This is a genomic window from Azoarcus sp. Soil_N_20, assembly GCF_057656155.1.
The window spans coordinates 76,257-93,174 of sequence record NZ_JBDGKX010000013.1; the positions used below are offsets into that span (position 1 = coordinate 76,257).

Sequence of the window (16,918 nt, forward strand, 5' to 3'; positions counted from 1 at the left end):
GTGGCAAGGCGGCCGAGCCGGCGCTGGTGGCGAACGCTTCGGAATCCAGAGCGAGTGCTTATCGAACTTGCCCTGGCAAGTGCCGTGGACAAGAATCAGAAGACGCCGCGCAGGAGGGAATCATGATCTTCGAGCAGATCGTCACCGGGGGCTGCAAGTCCTATCTTCTCGGCTGCGAAGCCACGCGCGCAGCTGTTCTGATCGACCCGGAACTGTCCCAGATCGACAAGTACCTGGGGCTCGTGCACCAGCAGGGCGTGCATGTCCGTTACGTCGTGGACACGCACACCCACGCCGATCACTTCAGCGCGAGCCACGAACTTGCCAGGGTCCTGCAGGCACCGGTGGTCATGAACCGAATGAGCCCGGCGCCCTTTGCCGACTTGCGTCTCGACGACGGTGACATGCTGATCGTCGGCGAACTGCGGCTGAAGGCGCTCCACACGCCGGGACACACACGCGACTCCATGTGCCTGATCGCTGCCGACCGGGTGTTTACCGGCGACACGCTGCTGATTGGCGGCACCGGACGGACGGATTTGCCGACCGGCAACCCGCATGAGCTTTACCACAGCCTGTTCCACAAGCTGCTGAAACTGCCGCCGGAAACACTGGTCTTTCCCGCCCATGACTACAAGGGCAGGTCGCATTCGACCATCGGTGCGGAGACCGCCGAGAATCCCCGCCTGCAGAAGACCGACCCCGATGCATTCGTCGAGATGATGCTGCATCTGGATCTCGCTGCCCCGACGCATCTGACCGAAGCGCTGCGCACCAATATGAGCGGCGGCCGAACGGTCACGCAACTCCTCGCCGAGGCGGCCGCGAAAGTGCCTTTCATGGCACTCGACGACCTCGAGGACCGGATCGGCGGGACCGATCAGGACCTGGTCATCCTCGATGTGCGGGAGCAGGACGCGTTCAAGGCGGGCCACATCCCCGGGGCCGTCCATCTGCCCCGGGGTCAGCTCGAACTGCGGGTCAACAGCGTGCTGCCCGACCCGACCGTGCGGATCGTCACCTGCTGCGAGTTCGGCAAAATCTCGACGCTGGCGGCCGCGACCCTGCGTGAACTGGGCTTTGGCCGCGCGGCGGCGCTGGACGGCGGCATGAAAGCCTGGACGGAGGCCGGTTACGCGTTGGAGCAATGATTGCCGGGTCGCGCGCGGCCCGAGTGCGTGAACCGTCGCAACGGATTCCGGTCCGCCTCCATCGGCCTGGCGGCGTTCAGTGGCGTGCCACCCGCGGCAGGGAGCCGCCCGAACTCGGCCCGAATTTGTGAAAAAAGATTAGAAACCACACGGATTTCAGGCGAGCCGCGTACCCTTGTTGCAGTGTGTCAATTTCTCTTCGCGTCCCCGGGACGATAGGTGCTCGGCGACAAAGTTCAATCCGAAGTCGAAGCGCTTCCCCGCGGACGACCTCAGTCTCGCCGATCGCCCCATGAACCGACCTTCTCCTTCCCAATTCCCCCCCTTCAGCGGTCCCGGCTTCGGGGCGGAACCGATACAGCACCGGATCGAGCCGAGCCACGACGCCTTGCCGCCGGGCACCCGGCTCGCCGAGTACGAGATTCTGTCCGTCCTGGGCGAGGGGCGATTCGGCATCGTCTATCTGGCCATGGACCATGGCCTGCAGCGCCGGGTCGCCATCAAGGAGTACCTGCCCGCCGCCCTGGCGTCCCGGGGCAGCGGAATGGAGGTGACCCTGCGTTCCGACGGGCACGTGGAGACCTTCGCCCTGGGCCTAGAGTCCTTCGTCGACGAGGCCAGGCTGCTGGCCCGTTTGGACCACCCGGCCCTGATGCGCGTGTATCGCTTCTGGGAGGCCAACCGCACCGCCTACATGGTGATGCCCTACTACGAGGGGATCACGCTCGCCTTCGCGCGCGAGGCCATGGCGCGCCCGCCGGACGAAGCCTGGCTGCGCGACCTGCTGTTGCCGCTGCTCGGCGCGCTGGACGTGCTGCACGGTGCCTCCTGCTATCACCGGGACATCTCGCCGGAGAACATCCTGCTGCTGCCCGACGGCCGCCCGGTGCTGCTGGACTTCGGCGCCGCGCGCCACGTCATCGGCGATCGCAACGAGGCGTTCACGGTCATCCTCAAGCCGGCCTTCACACCCATCGAGCAGTACGCCGAATCGACAAAGCTGCGGCAGGGGCCATGGACCAGTCTCTACGCCCTGGCCGCGGTTGCCTATTACTGCGTCAGCGGTCACCCGCCAGTGGCTTCCACCGTACGCGCAGTGGACGACCAGATGGAGCCCCTGTTCCAGGTGGTGGACCGCCTCGGTCGCAGCTTCCCGGAGCTGAACTACAGCGTGGCCTTCGTCTCCGCGATCGAACGGGCCCTCAACGTCAGGCCCCAGGAGCGGCCCCAGAGCGTGGCCGAATTCAGGCGTGCCCTGCTCGGCGACCGGGGCGCCGCAGAATCCGTCGTGCTGCCGCCCGCCGTCGAGGAAGCCGAGCCGCACGGGGCGTCGCCCCCGCTCCCGGCCTCCAGGGAGGAAACCGAGTCGTTCAAGGCTTTCCTGAGTACCTGGGACGGCGGAAACCTCGAGGACGCTACCCGGAAGCGCTCGGAGCCTTGGCCGCCCGAAGCGGAGCCGAGAGCAGAACCAAAGCTGCAAACGCCGGCGCGGGAAGCCCGGACCCAGTTCGTGTCGCCTCCCGGACAAGCTCCGCGCGGGAGCGTCGACGATGCCCACGATGCTGCCTGGTGGGCCGCTCTGGAGGCCGCTCTGGGCCCGGATCCGGCCGACGTCGGCGGATCTCCGCAATCGGGGGGCGACGCGAACGCAGGCGGCTGGCGCCGGACCTTGTTCATGGGGGTTGCGGCAGTGATGCTCGTCGTCCTGGGGGCGAGCGGCTGGATGATGTGGTCTGACCACCGCTACGCGAAGGAGATGCTCCGCTCCATGGCGCTCAGCGCGGAACCGGCCGGATGGCCCGCGCCTCTCCTCCCAACCGAGCCGCCGGCGGAATTACCTGCACCGGTGCCATCCGGCGCGGCGGCCGCGCCGCAGTTGCCACCGCCCGGAACCGCTGCGCCGGAAGCGGCGCCGGCCGAGCCCTCTCCGGGGGTAGATGCCTCGGTGGCGGAAGCGCCGGCCGAGGGGTCGCCGCCCGAGTCTCCCGCCGTGGCCGAGGAAGCGCCGGCCGAGGGGCCGCCCCAGGCTCCCGCGATGGCCGAGGAAGCGCCGGCCGAGGAGTCGCCGCCCGAGCCTCCCGCTGTGGTGGAGGAAGCGCCGAGCCCGCCGCCCCTGGCCAAGGTCGTCAAGAAGGAGCCGAACAATCCGCGGGTGCAGTGTGGGCCGCGCACCCAGTTCTCCCTGTACCGCTGCATGAAAGTGGAGTGCGAGCGGCCGAAGTACTACGATCATCCCGAGTGCAAGTACCTGCGTATGACGGACGCGGTGAGGGCACTCCCGTAAGGAGAGAAGGGCGCCCCGGTTGAGCGCCTTCCATCACAAAACCGAGCGCGCCTATCCCGGCGCCACATACCAGAGAATCGCCAGGTAGTGCAGCAGGCTGCCGGCCAGCACCAGCAGGTGCCAGATCCCGTGAAGCATGGGCCAGTAGCGGCCCAAGGCGAAGAACGGCACCCCCAGGGTATAGACGAGACCACCCGCCACCAGCAGACCGAAGCCCATGGGATCCATCAATATTCGCAATGGTTTGATGGCAAACACCACCAGCCAGCCCATGATCAGATAGATGATCACCGGCAGGATGCGCCGGTCCTGCTTCCACAACAGATCGATGAGGATGCCGAGCAGGGCCAGGCCCCACACCACACCGAACAGGGACCAGCCCCAGGGGCCGCGCAAGGTCACCAGGGTAAAAGGGGTATAGGTGCCGGCGATGAGCAGATAGATGGTGCAATGGTCCAACCGGGTGAGGGTGCCGCGACGGCTGCCGTCATGGGCATGGGACAGGGAGGAGATGGCGTAGAGCAGGATCAGCGAGGTGCCATAGATGCTGAAGCTGGTCAGCCGCCAGGGATCGCCCTGAGGAGCCGCCACCAGCAGCAGCCAGACCGTGCCTGCCACCGCCGCCACCGTTCCCAGCAAGTGGCTGAAACAGTTGAACCGTTCCAGCGTCGTCATCTTTACCTCCCCTGCTTCTGTCCTTTAGGGTACCACCGGACAAAAAAATTGCCCCCGCGCGAGCAGGGGCCAAGGTGGCTTGCGGGTGAGTCGTCCCGCTCAAGGTCGGCTTTGGAGAGAAATCGCCAGCGGGCGGTCACGGCCGTAAGCCTCCGCCCGCTGACCGCTCCGGCTGCCGTAGCCATGTGCATGTCAACATGGAGTCGCTAGACGGACAGCGCAGGGCGCCGGCCTCGGAGACATCCTTGAACTCGGTGATGAGCGTTGCTGCCCTATTCGCAGTCGTAACACCACCCGGCACCCGTTGCCAATCTCGACGACATGGCGTTGTACCGGCACCCCGCTACGGAAACAACCGGTCGACCCTGGCCTGCAGCCGCGGGCCGATCAGGAGGATGGCGGGAATCGCCAGGGCGTAGCCGACCCCCCATGAGCGCAGCCACACCAGCGCGAATCGGTCCGAGAAGCCGAGATTGAGGACGATGAGGACGAAGGAGACGATCCCCGTCGTCAGCGCGCCCATCGAGAGGGCGAAGGCGATTTTCCGTTTCAGTTGCGAATTCATGGCAGTTCCTTTCGAGCCGGTAGCCCCGGGGTTCGGATGGCGCAGGCGCCTCGCCGCCGAACGCGGGAACCTTATGCGGATGTGCGGCGAGCGCTGCGTGCGGGCAAGTCGGACGACCCCTATGGCGGCAGGAAACGTCCGGGTGCGATCCGGCTGCTCAGGCCGCAATCCTTGCGCGGTAGCGTTCGGCCGGCTCCGCGCTGGACAGGTGCGGCAGCATGGTCTGGCGGGCAGCCTCCCACGCCTCCCATTGGTCGGGGTCCGCCAACGACGGAATGGTCGCGTACTCGCCGCGGTCGAGGCCGAGCAGGGCCGCGTCCACCAGATCGGCAACCGACATCACCCATTCCTTCGGCAGGTTGTTCACCGGCAGCCCGGCAACGTCCCAGAACTCGGTGCCGGTGGGCCCGGGCAGCACCACCTGCACATGCACACCCGTGCCGTCGAGCTCCTTGCGCAGCGAGTGGCTGAAGGCAAGCACGAAGGATTTCGTGGCGCCATACACCCCGTTCAGGATCTCCGGCCCGATGGCGACGATCGAAGAGATATTGACGATGCAGCCCTTGCCGCGCGCGATGAACCGGGGCACCACGGCGTGGGCGAGGCGCATCGGGGCGGTGACGTTGATCGCCACCATGCGCTCCATTTCGTCGACCGGCGAGGCGGTGAGCGGCGCCACACTGCCGAATCCGGCGTTGTTCACGAGATGGGTGATGCACTCGTCCGTTTTCAGGAGATCCTCGACCGCGGCCAGCCCGGCCCGGTCGGTGAGGTCGGCAGCCAGCGTATCGACCCTTACGCCGTGCTTTGCACCGAGTCTCTCCGCAATGGCGGCCAGACGCGCCTGGTTGCGCGCCACCAGGATCAGGTCATGGCCGCGGGCGGCGAAACGGTCGGCGTAGATCGCGCCGATGCCCGACGAAGCGCCGGTGATGAGGACGGTGCCTTGGGAGATGCTCATGGTGTTTCTCCTTGCTGGTGTTGGGTGGTGTCCGAAGTGACGGACACAAGGTACCCCTGGACACGAATGGCGTGAACGACGTATAAACGTCAAAAACAGCCATTGAGGCAGCCATGAGACACATCGGCTTCATTCTCGAAGACGGCTTTCAGGTGATGGGCTTGGCGGCCCTGTCCGCCTTCGAGTTCGCCAACGCCGAATTGGGGCGGGAGGTCTATCGGCTGACGGTAATGTCGGAGCACGGCGGCGCCGTGCGCTCCTCGCTGGGGATTCGGGTGGAGACCGTGCCGCTTGCCGAGCCGCCGGACACGCTGATGGTGCTCGGCGAGCTGCAACCCCGGCCCATCACCCCTGCCTTGCGCGCCTACCTGGACCGGGCCGGCAAGGCGTCGCGCCGCGTGGCCGGGGTGTGCACCGGCGCCTTTGCGCTGGCCGAGGCGGGCTTGCTCGACGGGCGCAGCGCAACGACGCACTGGGCGCATGCGCGCCGGCTGCAGGAGCGCTTTCCTGCCATCAGGGTGGAAGAGGACCGCATTTTCATCACCGACGGCAAGGTGTGGACCTCGGCCGGGATGAGTGCCGCGATCGACCTCACCCTCGCGCTCATCGAGGACGATCACGGCGCCGCCCTCGCCCGCAGCATTGCCCGCAAGCTGGTCGTCTATCACCGCAGACCGGGCGGCCAATCGCAGTTCTCGGCGCTGCTGGAGCTCGAGCCGCGCTCGGATCGCGTGCGCCGCGCGCTGATCTACGCCAGGGACCACCTGCGCGATCCGCTCCCGGTCGAGGTGCTGGCCGAGGCCGCGAACCTCAGCCCCCGCCAGTTCACTCGCGTGTTCCGCGAGGAGACCGGGCAATCGCCCGCCAAGGCGGTGGAGCGCCTGCGCCTGGAGGCGGCGCGGGTGATGATGGAAGATGGGCGCCACCCGATGGAGGTAATCGCGCGCGAGACCGGCTTCGCCGACCGCGACCGGATGCGCCGCGCCTTTCTGCGAGCCTACGGCCAGCCGCCGCAGAGCCTGCGCCGCAGCCTGCGACAGATCGAGGGCGGACCGGAAGAAGCGTCGGCGGCGTGACGCGCTTGCGTGTCCCGAACGGTCGGACACGCACGGTCAGCGTCGGTGTGGACGCTTACGGGTGAGCCCAGGCGAGCCGCTTTGCCATCAGAAAGTCGATGAAGACACGCATTCGCAAGGGCAGATGCCGTCCGTGCGGATAAAGCAGCGTAAACGGGCGGGAGCGGCCGCCATAGGCTTGCAGCACTTCGACCAGCGTGCCGTCGGCCAGGTCCTGTTCGACGATGAAGCGGTAGGTCTGGAACAGCCCGGCGCCGTGTTTGGTCAGGGTGATACCGCCCAGGAGGTCGCCGGCGATGCAATAGCGGCTCTCGGCGAAGATCTCGCGCTCCTTGCCATCCTCGGTGAACAACCACGAAATCCGGCGACCGGTCCGGGGCAGTTCGAACTGGATGCATTCGTGGCGCGCGAGATCGTCCAGGGTCGATGGGGTGCCGACGCGCTCCAGATACTCACTGGTCGCCACCACCACCAGGCCCGCATCTTCCAGGTGCCGGGCGATCAGCGTCGAGTCCGGTTGTGCCCGGACCCGGATCGCCATGTCGTAGCCCTCTTCGATGAAATCGATGTTGCGGTTGCTCAGGTGGAGGTGGAGTTCCACGCCAGGATGACGTCGGCGGAATTCCGGCAGCAGCGGCAGGACACGGTAATGCCCGTAGGTCGTCGGGATGCTGACGCGTAGCATGCCCGTCGGTTCGAGCTGCTGGCCCATGGCCTGGCGCTCGGCCTCCGCCAGTTGCGTCAGCGCCTGCCGACACTGCTCGTAGTAGGCGCGGCCGGTCTCGGTCAGGCGCACGCTGCGCGTCGTGCGCGAGAACAGGCGCAGACCCATGCGCTCTTCCAGCCGGCCCACCGCACGGCTGACCGCGGCGGGGGTGATACCGGCCGCCAGGGCGGCCGAGGTGAAACCGCCAGTCTCCGCCGCGAGGCAAAACAGCTCGATGCTTCCCAGCTGGATGTCGTCGAAGTGCCGCTTCATGATTGATTACACCATGTATCAAGTGAAGTTTCAGTGTAGTGGTTTATCGGCAACTCAAGCACCAATAGAGTCTCGATCACCGGGCGGGGCAGTTCAAAACGCCTGGCCTACCCCCAACCACTGGAGCACCATCATGAGCAGCAATCAAAGCACCGTCGTCATCACCGGCGCATCGAGCGGAATCGGCCTGGGCCTGGCGGAAGCCTTTCTCAGGCAGGGCTACAACGTGGTCGGCAACGCGCGCACCGAAGAGCGCCTTGCCGCCGCCGCGGCCCATCTGGACCATTCCCCGCGCTTTCTCGGCGTGGCCGGCGACATCGGCGAACGCGGTACCGCCCAGCGCGTCATCGACCATGCGGTCGAGCGCTACGGCGCGGTCGACGTGCTGGTGAACAACGCCGGCATCTTCATCGCCAAGCCGTTCGCCGAATACAGCGAGCAAGAGCTCGACGCGCTGATCGCCACCAACCTGAAGGGTTTCGTCTACGCGTCGCAGGCCGCCGCCGCACACATGGTTCCGCGCAAGCGCGGCCACATCGTGAGTATCACCGCGAGCATCGCCCTCCAATCGAACATCGAGGTGCCGGCCGCGCTGCCCGTGCTGATAAAGGGCGGCATCAACCAGGCGACCCGCGCGCTGGCGCTCGAACTCTCGCCGCACAACATCCGCGTCAACGCGGTGGCCCCGGGCATCGTCGACACCCCGCTCTATACGCCCGACATGCACGGCTTCCTGAACTCCCTGGCGCCGGCCGGACGCATTGCCAAAGTGAGCGAGATCGCGGACGCGGTGCTGTACCTGAGCAGGGCCGAATTCACCACGGGCGTGGTCTTGCCGGTCGACGGCGGCATGAGCTCGGGCAAGTGGTAGTTCAACCTTCATGAGCCCGGCCGCCGCACGATGCGACGGCCAGGCCCATTCCCCCACGAGCGTTTCCGCCCTATTTTTCTGGAGAACCTGTCATGCCCTTCGTCAGTGTGCGCATTACCCGCGACGGCGCTACCCGCGAGCAGAAAGCCCAAGTCATCAAGGACATCACCGAATCCCTGCGGCGCGTCCTCGGCAAGCCGCCCGAGCTGACCCATGTCGTGATCGAAGAGATCGACACGGACAACTGGGGATATGCCGGCGAGACGACGACCGTCATCCGCAGCCGACCCACGGCCTGAGCCGCAGCCTCATGGACCACGCCCAGGCGCTTCCAACTTCAAGAAAGGAATTCTCATGATCAACCAGATCGACAATGTGCTGTACACCGCCTACACCCACACCACCAGCGGCCGCGACGGCACGGGCCGCTCCAGCGACGGCGCGCTCGACGTCCGGCTCAGCAAGTTCGGAAGCGGCCGACCCGGCACGAACCCCGAGCAGTTGTTCGCCGTCGGCTGGTCGGCCTGCTTCATGGGCGCCATGGGCCGGGTGGCCCTGAAACACAGGATCACGCTGCCGGCCGAGGTGGCTGTCGATGCCGAAGTGGACCTGGGGCAGACGAGCGATGCGTTCTTCCTGCGGGCGCGTCTCAAGGTTCATCTGCCGGGGCTGGCGCGCGCGCTCGCCGAGACCCTGGCGCACGAGGCGCATCAGATCTGCCCGTATTCGAAAGCCACGCGCGACAACATCGACGTGAGCATCCAGGTCATCTGAGTCGCGGCCACGGCTGCGGACCTCGGTCGATGCGGGAACTGAGGCAAATGAACCTCGGCACCGCGCTTTCCGTTGGCCGCCGCCGCATCCGCGCCGCCACGTGCAGCGGCGGAAAGGACAGGCAACGGCGATTTCTCGCCTTGTGGGCAGGTCAGAACGTCTCAGGTAGCAGGAAAATCCCGGCAGCGGAACTCACCCGGAGCTTGACGGATTTCGGATAGCCCTGCTCGATGGGAAGCAAGACCCCGTCCCGTCTCGATCCGCATGACCACCGGCACGGGCACCAACGTTACACGCTTGAACCTGACCCACGAGCATTTCTCGCGCACCGTGCACGCGCTGATCAAATCCGGGCTGATCGAAGTCGAAGGCCGCACCATCCACGTCCCCGCCCTCGCCCACCGGCCCTGAACGGCAGGTTTGAGGTCGGACCGGTCCGAAGGGTAGGATGGCGCCGGTCGGCAATCGGCCAGGATCTGCCTGTCGACCTCCTTCCCCAGCGGACATTGGAAAGTCGGCTCCGCCCAGGCTCCTGCCGGTCGCAGCGATCGCTGCACGCCTTCTCGCGGGCCGTCGCTGACGGACAGCCCGATGAGGGTGCCCGTCGACTATCCTGAAAAACGTACAACCGACGGAGTTTGATCATGAGAGTGCTGCTTGTAGCCGTGTTGCTTGCCGCGTGCCCCTGCCAATTGCAGGCCGCTTCCTACACGGTGTCGGACCAGAACTCCAGCCTCGAATTCACGATCGACGACCCGACGTTCAACTTGAATGTTCCGAACGACCCGGTACAGCTTCCGCGCACGGTCGAATGGACCGTCGATGGCCGGCGCATTCTGGTGTATCCGTCGGCCCCCCTCACCTTGCTGGACATCGGTCACATCCACCCAGGCGCCCATGTCGGCGCAAATCAGATCCATGCCCAGGGTCCGCTCCTCGGCTACGGCACCGGGGCAATGACCGGCACGGTGACGGGCGCCGTCGCCTATTCGGTCAATGGTGGCGCGACAGGCAGTGGAGCATCACGCATCTCGGAGAAAGTCGACATCCACAACAAGTCGGGCGGTGCGGTTCCGGTCCAGTTGACGGGAATGGGTTTCAAGCCGACCCAAGCCGCGCTCGAGGTCCCGGATCTGAATGGATTGACAGTGGAGGGGACCTCGGTGATCTATTTCCAGGGCACGCCACAGGCCAGTTCGCTCACTGGGCAGCCACCTTATCCGCCAGTCACCGTGCGCCCGGTAGTGAATTTCACCGGCTTCAATCCCTTACTGAACCAGAATTTCAGCCTGCCTGATGGCGCCGTGCTGACCATGGTCACTGAGCTGAAACTGTCCCCGCCGGTGCTGACGATCACCATCGTGTGGTGGGTGCTGGCGGGATTGGCATTGCTGGGGCTGGCAGCGGGGGCACTCGTCTGGCGGCGGCGCTCGCGTTGAGCGTGGAGCTGATGTCCGGCAACCGGCTCACTGGAACGAATGGCGGCTCGACGCTCGAAACTGCCATTAAGCTGCTGCAAGGTTGAGTTACAGGAAGGCGGCGGCCATTGCCGCTTGCCTGAAAAGGCTGGACGACCGCTTTCAGACTGGTCTCGACATTGGTGTTCGAATTTCACTGCACTTGGCCTGGCTGGCCGCTCCAGTTTCCAAGCGGCCACCGAGTTGTCACCAGCACCGGACGGCAGCCGACCCGGAGCGGCCTGTCCCCATCGGGCAAAGCGGACGCTCGCCAATGCTGAGTGGCCCAAGTGTGACACGCCAGTTCCTTGCGAGGCTGGTGCATGCGTGAGCACAATGGAGGCGCCACGCTGAGCACGAGAGGAAGCGCGATGAACACGCCCTGCACGACATCTCCGATACGCCTGCTTCTCGATGTGACCGTGTTGCTCCTCTGCGCCGCGACAGAGGCCTGGGCGCAGGGCAAGGTCGACGCCAAGCTAATGCTGCGCTACGGCGGCGTGCTGGCCCCGGACTGCTCGAACTACATGCTGCCGCAGTTGAAGTACCTCGGCGATTCACTGGTCGTGCAGGACGGAGGCAAGGCGGTGCTGACCGGGCGCAATGTGAAGGCGGTTCCTACGTACTTCGGTGCCACACCGCCCCCGGAGTTCGAGACCACATTGACGAGTGAAGTCGCGGGCGGCGAAGCGCTGGTATTCGTGCTCTACCGCAACGCTTCGGGCGTCTTTGCCGCGGTCGAAGGCGGGCCGAAGGTCATGGCCGCGCTACCGGCGGCCTTCAAAGGAAAGCGCGTGCGACATTGCGACCCGAACCGCAACATGCTGCCAGGGACGGCACTGCCGATCCAGATCGGGCCCAGCGACCTGCTGAAGGACGCGAAGTTCAAGCGACCGTACGTCCAGGCGCTCGGCCCGCTCGCCAAGGAGCCGTGGCTGATGGAACTTGACGGTCCGGCACAGCCAGTGGAGAAAGTGCGGGTCGCCGGCACAGAATACCAACTCGTGAGTGTTTGCAAGAACCACGATTGCCACGACAACAGCATGGTTCTTCTTTATGCCGCGGCATCTCAGACGGTATACGGAAAAGTCTTTCAACGCGGCCGTTCGACGCTCCTCGGCGCGCCACCCCCGCCCGTCACAGCCGAACTTGAACGGCTATGGAAGGCCACGTATCGCAGCGGGAGGTGAGTTTCGGGTTTTGGGGGCCTAATCTCAGATGGCCGCCTGCGCTCATCGTCTTGCGGTGCGCCCGACGTTTTGCCGGTGTGCAAACGACGGTTCCGGCCGTGTCCCCGGTCGTCAGCTCGTGGCCGATACAACGCTCTCGGCATCGCTCCCGAAGCGGCCGCCCGCCGCCGAAACTGCTCGTGGCAAGCGGCCGTTTAGCCCATTAACCGTGAATGCAAGCCTCATGAACTACTCCGAAATTCTGGTGCAGCTGAAAAGCGCCTCCGCCTTCGATCTTTACCGGCTTCGCGCAACCATCGACCGAACGCTCGATGAGCCGACCTGGATGGTCGCGATCCAAGCAAAGTTGCGCATCGGCCAGACGATCGCGTACTTTGACCCCCAGGCAAACGCATTGCGCACGGGCCAGGTGCTTGATCTGAGGCGCAAACAGGCCGTCGTTCTCGACAAGGCGACCGGTCGGCAGTGGCTGATCTCCTATGCCGCGATCAATCTCGACGGTGCCGACATCGAGATTCGAGAAAGACCCCGACAAGGATTGGGCCGCAATGAGGTTGCCATTGGTGATCTCGTTGGCTTTGTCGGCCGCGATCACAAGGAGCGCAGCGGCCGGATCGTCCGGCTGAACGACAAGACCGTCACGCTCGCCTGCGAGCAACAGCACTGGCGGGTGTCGTACGCTCTGCTCCACAGGGTGGTCGAATCCGAGACGAATGTCATGGGCGGCGTGGAGATCCTCGGACCCGTCTCAGGGAAAGCGGGGTCAGAAAGGCGATGAGACGAGCTTCGTGGCAAGACGTCGCCTGTGGTGGGGCTGCAGCAACGACCGGTTTCAGGGGCGATGTCCTGAGAGTAGCTACGGCCAGAAGCGGCCACTCGACTGTGCCACGAACCAGCCATTCGAGTAGCCGCCCTACTCAGAAACCTGCCTGATGTCGCCCGAACTAAACCGTAGCCGGCTCCCGTCCTGCCAGTTACGACGCTCCTGATGTGGTGATTGCCATAATCACAACCATCTACAACGTGGCAAAGGAAAAGATGCCGCGCGTGAAGGAGAGGGAGAGAAGGAGGAAATCCAACATGCGCGTTCATGGCATCTCTTAATGAACTTGACCGAAATTTCCCAGAAGAACGCACGATCCCGAAACCGCAGGTAATACGAGATGCTCCCGAACATCGAATTAGGCAACTTCATAGCAGCCGCCCCTCGGGTTGTGAGGAGACGCCACCCTGGCGACCCCGTCTTCCAATCCGAAGCGAGGTGCTGTGATGGCCAACCTCGAATACATTCGAAGCGCCGCTGAAGCGGTCGGGCGCAACCGATCCGATCGTAGGGAGGTGCGCGTCCTGAACCAAGTGATGACGGCATCACGCATGCGTAAAGAAACGCAATCGTATCGTGGGATCGGTGGTACCAGCGAGGAAGGGCGTTCGCTCGGGCCGTCACCCGCGCTCGACGGCAGGTTCTCGCAGTCAAGGCCTCCGTTATTCGCGGCTTCGTCCGTGGCGGACGCTTCTTCACGCGGGACGAGGCGCCCAGTCTGGCGAGGCTGAAGGCACCGTTCGAGATGGTCGAGTGAGCTGTTCTGTGGAAAATCCCAAGGTAAGGTTGTAAGAGTCCCAGCGGCATACCGGTGGCCACGCGCGCCGCGGCCACCGGGCCGTCATGGCCGGCGGCTGGGTTCGCGGGAGGTCTCACAGGGCCACGATCACCGATTTGCTTTCAGTATATAGATCGAGTACCGCACGGCCCATCTCCCGGCCGATGCCGGACTGTTTGTAGCCGCCGAAGGGCATCGCGCAGTCGAGGATGTTGTGGCAATTCACCCAGACCGTGCCGGCCTTGATCTTCGGGATCAGGCGATGAACCCGGGAAAGGTCGTTGGACCAGATTGAGGCGGCCAAGCCGTAAGGCGTGTCGTTGGCGCGCCGGACCACTTCATCCAAGTCCTCATATGGCATCGCAACAACAACCGGGCCGAAGATCTCCTCGCGGACGACCTTCATGTCGTCGCGCACATCGACCAGCACCGTCGGCTTCACGAAATAGCCCGGGCCGTCGCCCGCCGCGCCGCCTACCGCCGCGCGGGCGCCCTCCCCGAAGCCACTGCCGATGTAGCCCATCACGCGCTTCTGCTGGGTGGCCGACACTAGGGGGCCGATCTGCGTCGTCGGGTCGATGCCCGGCCCGAGCTTCATCCCCGCGGCGATTTCGGCGAGTCCGCCGACCACCTTGTCGAAGCGGCTCTTGTGGATGAACAGGCGCGAGCCGGCTGTACACACCTGGCCCTGGTTGAAGAAGATCGCCTGCGCCGCACCGGCTGCCGCCATTGCCGGATCGGCGTCGTCGAGCACGATCACCGGGCTTTTGCCGCCGAGTTCGAGGGAGACGCGCGTCATGTTTTCGAGCGCGGCCTTGCCCACCAGCTTGCCAATCTCGGTCGAGCCAGTGAAGGCGACCTTCTCAATACCCTTGTGCGACGCGAGGGCCGCACCGGCCGTGTGGCCCAGCCCGGTGACGACGTTCAGCACCCCCGCCGGGTAGCCCGCTTCCAGCACCAGCTCCGCAAAACGCAGCGCCGACAGCGGCGTCTCTTCGGCGGGCTTGAGCACCATGGTGCAGCCGGTGGCCAGTGCGGGGCCAACTTTCCACGCCGCCATCAGCAGCGGGAAATTCCACGGGATGATCGCGCCGACAACGCCAACAGGTTCGCGCCGCATGAAGCCGAAGAACTCATGGTCGCGCACGAGCGGTGCCGAGACGTCCATCGTCGAGCCCTCGATCTTCGTAGCCCAGCCCGCCATGTAGCGAAGGAAATCGATTGCCAGGGCGACGTCCACGTGGCGCGCCATCGTCACCGGCTTACCGTTGTCGAGCGATTCAATCTCGGCGAGCTCCTGCGCGTTCGCCTCTATCAGATCCGCAAGACGCAACAGCAGGCGCTCCCGGTCCACCGGCCGCATGCGCGGCCACTCGCTCCGCTCGAAGGCCGCGCGTGCGGCAGACACCGCGCGATCGACGTCCGCGCCATTACCTGCTGCCATCTTAAGAATCGTTTTCGCGTTCGCCGGATCGATCACCTGGAAGGTCTCGCCACTCACGGCTGCGGTCCATTCCCGGCCGATCAGCATCTGTCCCGCCCGTCCGAGGAAGGCGCGTGTTGCGGCGCTGAGCTGAGTCTCTGCGTGTTGCGTCATGGATTGTTGTCTCCATTCTTGCTGGTGGTTGGTTTTTTCTACGTTCATGTTTCTGCGCCGGCGCGCTCGTCTTCGAGGTGGGCCAGCATCTCCGGCACGGCGCACATCTTGTCGCGCGGGCGCCCCGCGAGCAGGCCACGATCGCGTTCGATGGCGTCGAGCCGCTGCCAATCGGCGAGCGAGACGTGGCGCACGCAGGGCGCCAGGAGGCAGTCGGGCAGATCCTCGAGCCCGCCTTTCGGCGGCTCCAGCGAGGCGAGCAGCGTCGCGACGACCTCGGTCGCATCGGCCCGGTTGGTGCCGATCACCCCGCTCGGTCCTCGGCGGTACCAGCCGGTCACGAACACGCCTGCCATTGCCGCTCCATCGTCCGCGATCACCTGCCCGACGCGATTGGGCACGATGGCCTGCCGCGAGTAGAAGGGCACACCGGGGATGGCCGTGGCGCGAAAACCGATCGCGGAAACCAGCAGGCCGCAGCCGAATTCGATGGACTCCTCAGTCGGCACTGCCCGCTGCTCGAACGCTTCGCCTTTGAGATGGTTGCGAACAAGCTCGAGGCGCTCGCAGTTCCGCGCACCGCGTACCCGGGTGGGGGTCGTCAGGAATCGGATCTCGATGGCGGCTCGTGCATTGCCCTCCTCTCGCTCTGCGATTCCGCGCAGCAGCTCGATATTCCTCCCGATCGCCGGATTGGCTCCGGATGCGAGTTCCGCCCGGCAGGTCGCTCCGAGCGCCAGCTCGGCCGGCCGCACACTGACGGCGATGGAGCCCAGCCCGGCAAGCTCCCGCAGCTCCTTCGGCGAGAAGCTCGCCTGTACCGGCCCCCGGCGCCCGACGAGCCGAATGCGCCGGATGCGGCTGTCGGCCAGCGCGTCAAGCGCATGCGTGGCGATGTCGGTCCGCGCGAGCGCGTCGACCGGCAGGGCCAGGATGCGGCAAATGTCGAGCGCGACGTTGCCGTGGCCGTAGACGACGGCCTCCTCGCAGGACAGATCCGGCTGTAGCGTCGCGAAGTCAGGATGTCCGTTGTACCAGCCGACGAAGGCCCGCGCGCCGAAGCAGTTGCCGAGATCGGCGCCGGGAATGTCCAGCGGCCGCTCGCCCTGGGCGCCGCAAGCGAGCACAACCGCGTCGTAGGCGGCTTGCAGATCGCAAACCTGCACATCACACCCAACCGTCACGTTGCCGAAGAAGCGCACGCCGGGCAGCGCGGCAATGCTGGCGAGCACCTCGGCCGTCGACTTGAGCTTGGGATGATCCGGCGCGACGCCGTAGCGGACCAGGCCGAAGGGCACCGGCAGCCGTTCGAAGATGTCGACGCGGCAGGTCGGCAAGGCCCGCTTGAGCGCCTCGGCGGCGAACAGGCCGCTCGGCCCGCTGCCGACGATCGCAAATCGATGGACGGCTTCCATCACAGCCCCAACGCGCGGCGGCGGGCTTCGGCATCCGGCAGCGGCGCTTGACGCTCTGTGATCAGAGGCAGCCGGCCCGCGGCGTCGCGATTGCGCTCGATCCAGGCCTCGCCGTCGGCATCAAGGTCGAACGCGTCGGAAATCGCGCGAACCGGGCAGGTCGGCACGCAGGCGCCGCAGTCGATGCACACCTCGGGATCGATGTAGAGCCGCTCGCTGTCGGCGTGGAAACAACGCACCGGACACACGGTGACGCATTCAGTGAATCTGCACAGATGGCAGTTGTCGGTAACGACGTGCGGCATGGTTGACTCCTGAGTTC

The 16,918-nt window shown here is 65.5% G+C and carries 17 protein-coding genes; 10 read left to right on the forward strand and 7 right to left on the reverse strand.

What is annotated here, in order from left to right; all coding sequences use genetic code 11:
• Positions 1 to 26 precede the first annotated feature (26 nt).
• A complete protein-coding gene (locus AC3A35_RS21630; RefSeq protein WP_487438427.1) occupies positions 27 to 1,151 on the forward strand; it encodes an MBL fold metallo-hydrolase in 1,125 nt (374 codons plus the stop codon).
• A gap of 292 nt (positions 1,152 to 1,443) precedes the next feature.
• Complete coding sequence (locus AC3A35_RS21635) at positions 1,444 to 3,435, forward strand: serine/threonine protein kinase (RefSeq protein WP_487438428.1); 1,992 nt, start codon at positions 1,444 to 1,446, stop codon at positions 3,433 to 3,435.
• Between the two features lie 51 nt (positions 3,436 to 3,486).
• On the opposite strand, the gene trhA is transcribed toward AC3A35_RS21635, so the two are convergent.
• The 3 genes from trhA to AC3A35_RS21650 form a co-directional block, all read right to left on the reverse strand.
• Positions 3,487 to 4,110, reverse strand: a complete 624-nt coding sequence (trhA, locus tag AC3A35_RS21640) for a PAQR family membrane homeostasis protein TrhA (RefSeq protein ID WP_487438430.1) — start codon at positions 4,108 to 4,110, stop codon at positions 3,487 to 3,489.
• Positions 4,111 to 4,453: 343 nt separating this feature from the next.
• The gene (locus AC3A35_RS21645; protein ID WP_487438431.1) at positions 4,454 to 4,675 is read right to left on the reverse strand and encodes a DUF2798 domain-containing protein; all 222 of its coding nucleotides are present in this window, start codon (positions 4,673 to 4,675) and stop codon (positions 4,454 to 4,456) included.
• Positions 4,676 to 4,832: 157 nt separating this feature from the next.
• Positions 4,833 to 5,636, reverse strand: a complete 804-nt coding sequence (locus AC3A35_RS21650) for an SDR family NAD(P)-dependent oxidoreductase (RefSeq protein ID WP_487438433.1) — start codon at positions 5,634 to 5,636, stop codon at positions 4,833 to 4,835.
• Between the two features lie 113 nt (positions 5,637 to 5,749).
• Here AC3A35_RS21650 and AC3A35_RS21655 point away from each other — a divergent pair, with 113 nt between their 5' ends.
• On the forward strand, positions 5,750 to 6,712 hold the full coding sequence (locus tag AC3A35_RS21655) for a GlxA family transcriptional regulator (protein ID WP_487438434.1): 963 nt from the start codon (positions 5,750 to 5,752) through the stop codon (positions 6,710 to 6,712).
• Positions 6,713 to 6,767: 55 nt separating this feature from the next.
• Here the strand turns inward: AC3A35_RS21655 and AC3A35_RS21660 are convergent, their stop codons facing one another.
• Positions 6,768 to 7,691 (reverse strand): LysR family transcriptional regulator, encoded by a 924-nt coding sequence (locus AC3A35_RS21660; protein WP_487438437.1) that lies wholly within the window; start codon positions 7,689 to 7,691, stop codon positions 6,768 to 6,770.
• A gap of 133 nt (positions 7,692 to 7,824) precedes the next feature.
• On the opposite strand from AC3A35_RS21660, the gene AC3A35_RS21665 reads away from it, so the two are divergent.
• The 7 genes from AC3A35_RS21665 (at position 7,825) to AC3A35_RS21695 (ending at position 12,761) form a co-directional block, all read left to right on the forward strand.
• Positions 7,825 to 8,562 (forward strand): SDR family NAD(P)-dependent oxidoreductase, encoded by a 738-nt coding sequence (locus AC3A35_RS21665; RefSeq protein WP_487438440.1) that lies wholly within the window; start codon positions 7,825 to 7,827, stop codon positions 8,560 to 8,562.
• A gap of 92 nt (positions 8,563 to 8,654) precedes the next feature.
• A complete protein-coding gene (locus tag AC3A35_RS21670) occupies positions 8,655 to 8,861 on the forward strand; it encodes a tautomerase family protein (RefSeq protein WP_487438442.1) in 207 nt (68 codons plus the stop codon).
• A gap of 55 nt (positions 8,862 to 8,916) precedes the next feature.
• Positions 8,917 to 9,336, forward strand: a complete 420-nt coding sequence (locus tag AC3A35_RS21675; RefSeq protein WP_487438445.1) for an organic hydroperoxide resistance protein — start codon at positions 8,917 to 8,919, stop codon at positions 9,334 to 9,336.
• Between the two features lie 264 nt (positions 9,337 to 9,600).
• Positions 9,601 to 9,747 (forward strand): hypothetical protein, encoded by a 147-nt coding sequence (locus AC3A35_RS21680; RefSeq protein ID WP_487438448.1) that lies wholly within the window; start codon positions 9,601 to 9,603, stop codon positions 9,745 to 9,747.
• A gap of 233 nt (positions 9,748 to 9,980) precedes the next feature.
• The gene (locus AC3A35_RS21685) at positions 9,981 to 10,775 is read left to right on the forward strand and encodes a hypothetical protein (protein ID WP_487438449.1); all 795 of its coding nucleotides are present in this window, start codon (positions 9,981 to 9,983) and stop codon (positions 10,773 to 10,775) included.
• Positions 10,776 to 11,164: 389 nt separating this feature from the next.
• Entirely contained in the window at positions 11,165 to 11,983 is an 819-nt protein-coding gene (locus AC3A35_RS21690; protein ID WP_487438450.1) for an Ivy family c-type lysozyme inhibitor, read from the forward strand.
• A 223-nt stretch (positions 11,984 to 12,206) separates the two neighbouring features.
• Positions 12,207 to 12,761: a hypothetical protein gene (locus tag AC3A35_RS21695; RefSeq protein WP_487438451.1), complete on the forward strand. Its 555-nt coding sequence runs from the start codon at positions 12,207 to 12,209 to the stop codon at positions 12,759 to 12,761.
• A gap of 917 nt (positions 12,762 to 13,678) precedes the next feature.
• Here the strand turns inward: AC3A35_RS21695 and AC3A35_RS21700 are convergent.
• From AC3A35_RS21700 to AC3A35_RS21710, 3 genes are read right to left on the reverse strand one after another with little or no spacing between them, the layout of a single operon-like run.
• Positions 13,679 to 15,181, reverse strand: a complete 1,503-nt coding sequence (locus AC3A35_RS21700) for an aldehyde dehydrogenase family protein (protein ID WP_487438519.1) — start codon at positions 15,179 to 15,181, stop codon at positions 13,679 to 13,681.
• 44 nt (positions 15,182 to 15,225) lie between these two features.
• The gene (locus tag AC3A35_RS21705) at positions 15,226 to 16,596 is read right to left on the reverse strand and encodes an FAD-dependent oxidoreductase (RefSeq protein ID WP_487438453.1); all 1,371 of its coding nucleotides are present in this window, start codon (positions 16,594 to 16,596) and stop codon (positions 15,226 to 15,228) included.
• Positions 16,596 to 16,901 (reverse strand): 4Fe-4S dicluster domain-containing protein, encoded by a 306-nt coding sequence (locus AC3A35_RS21710; protein WP_487438455.1) that lies wholly within the window; start codon positions 16,899 to 16,901, stop codon positions 16,596 to 16,598. Before AC3A35_RS21710 ends, AC3A35_RS21705 begins: the two co-directional genes overlap by 1 nt.
• Positions 16,902 to 16,918: the final 17 nt, after the last annotated feature.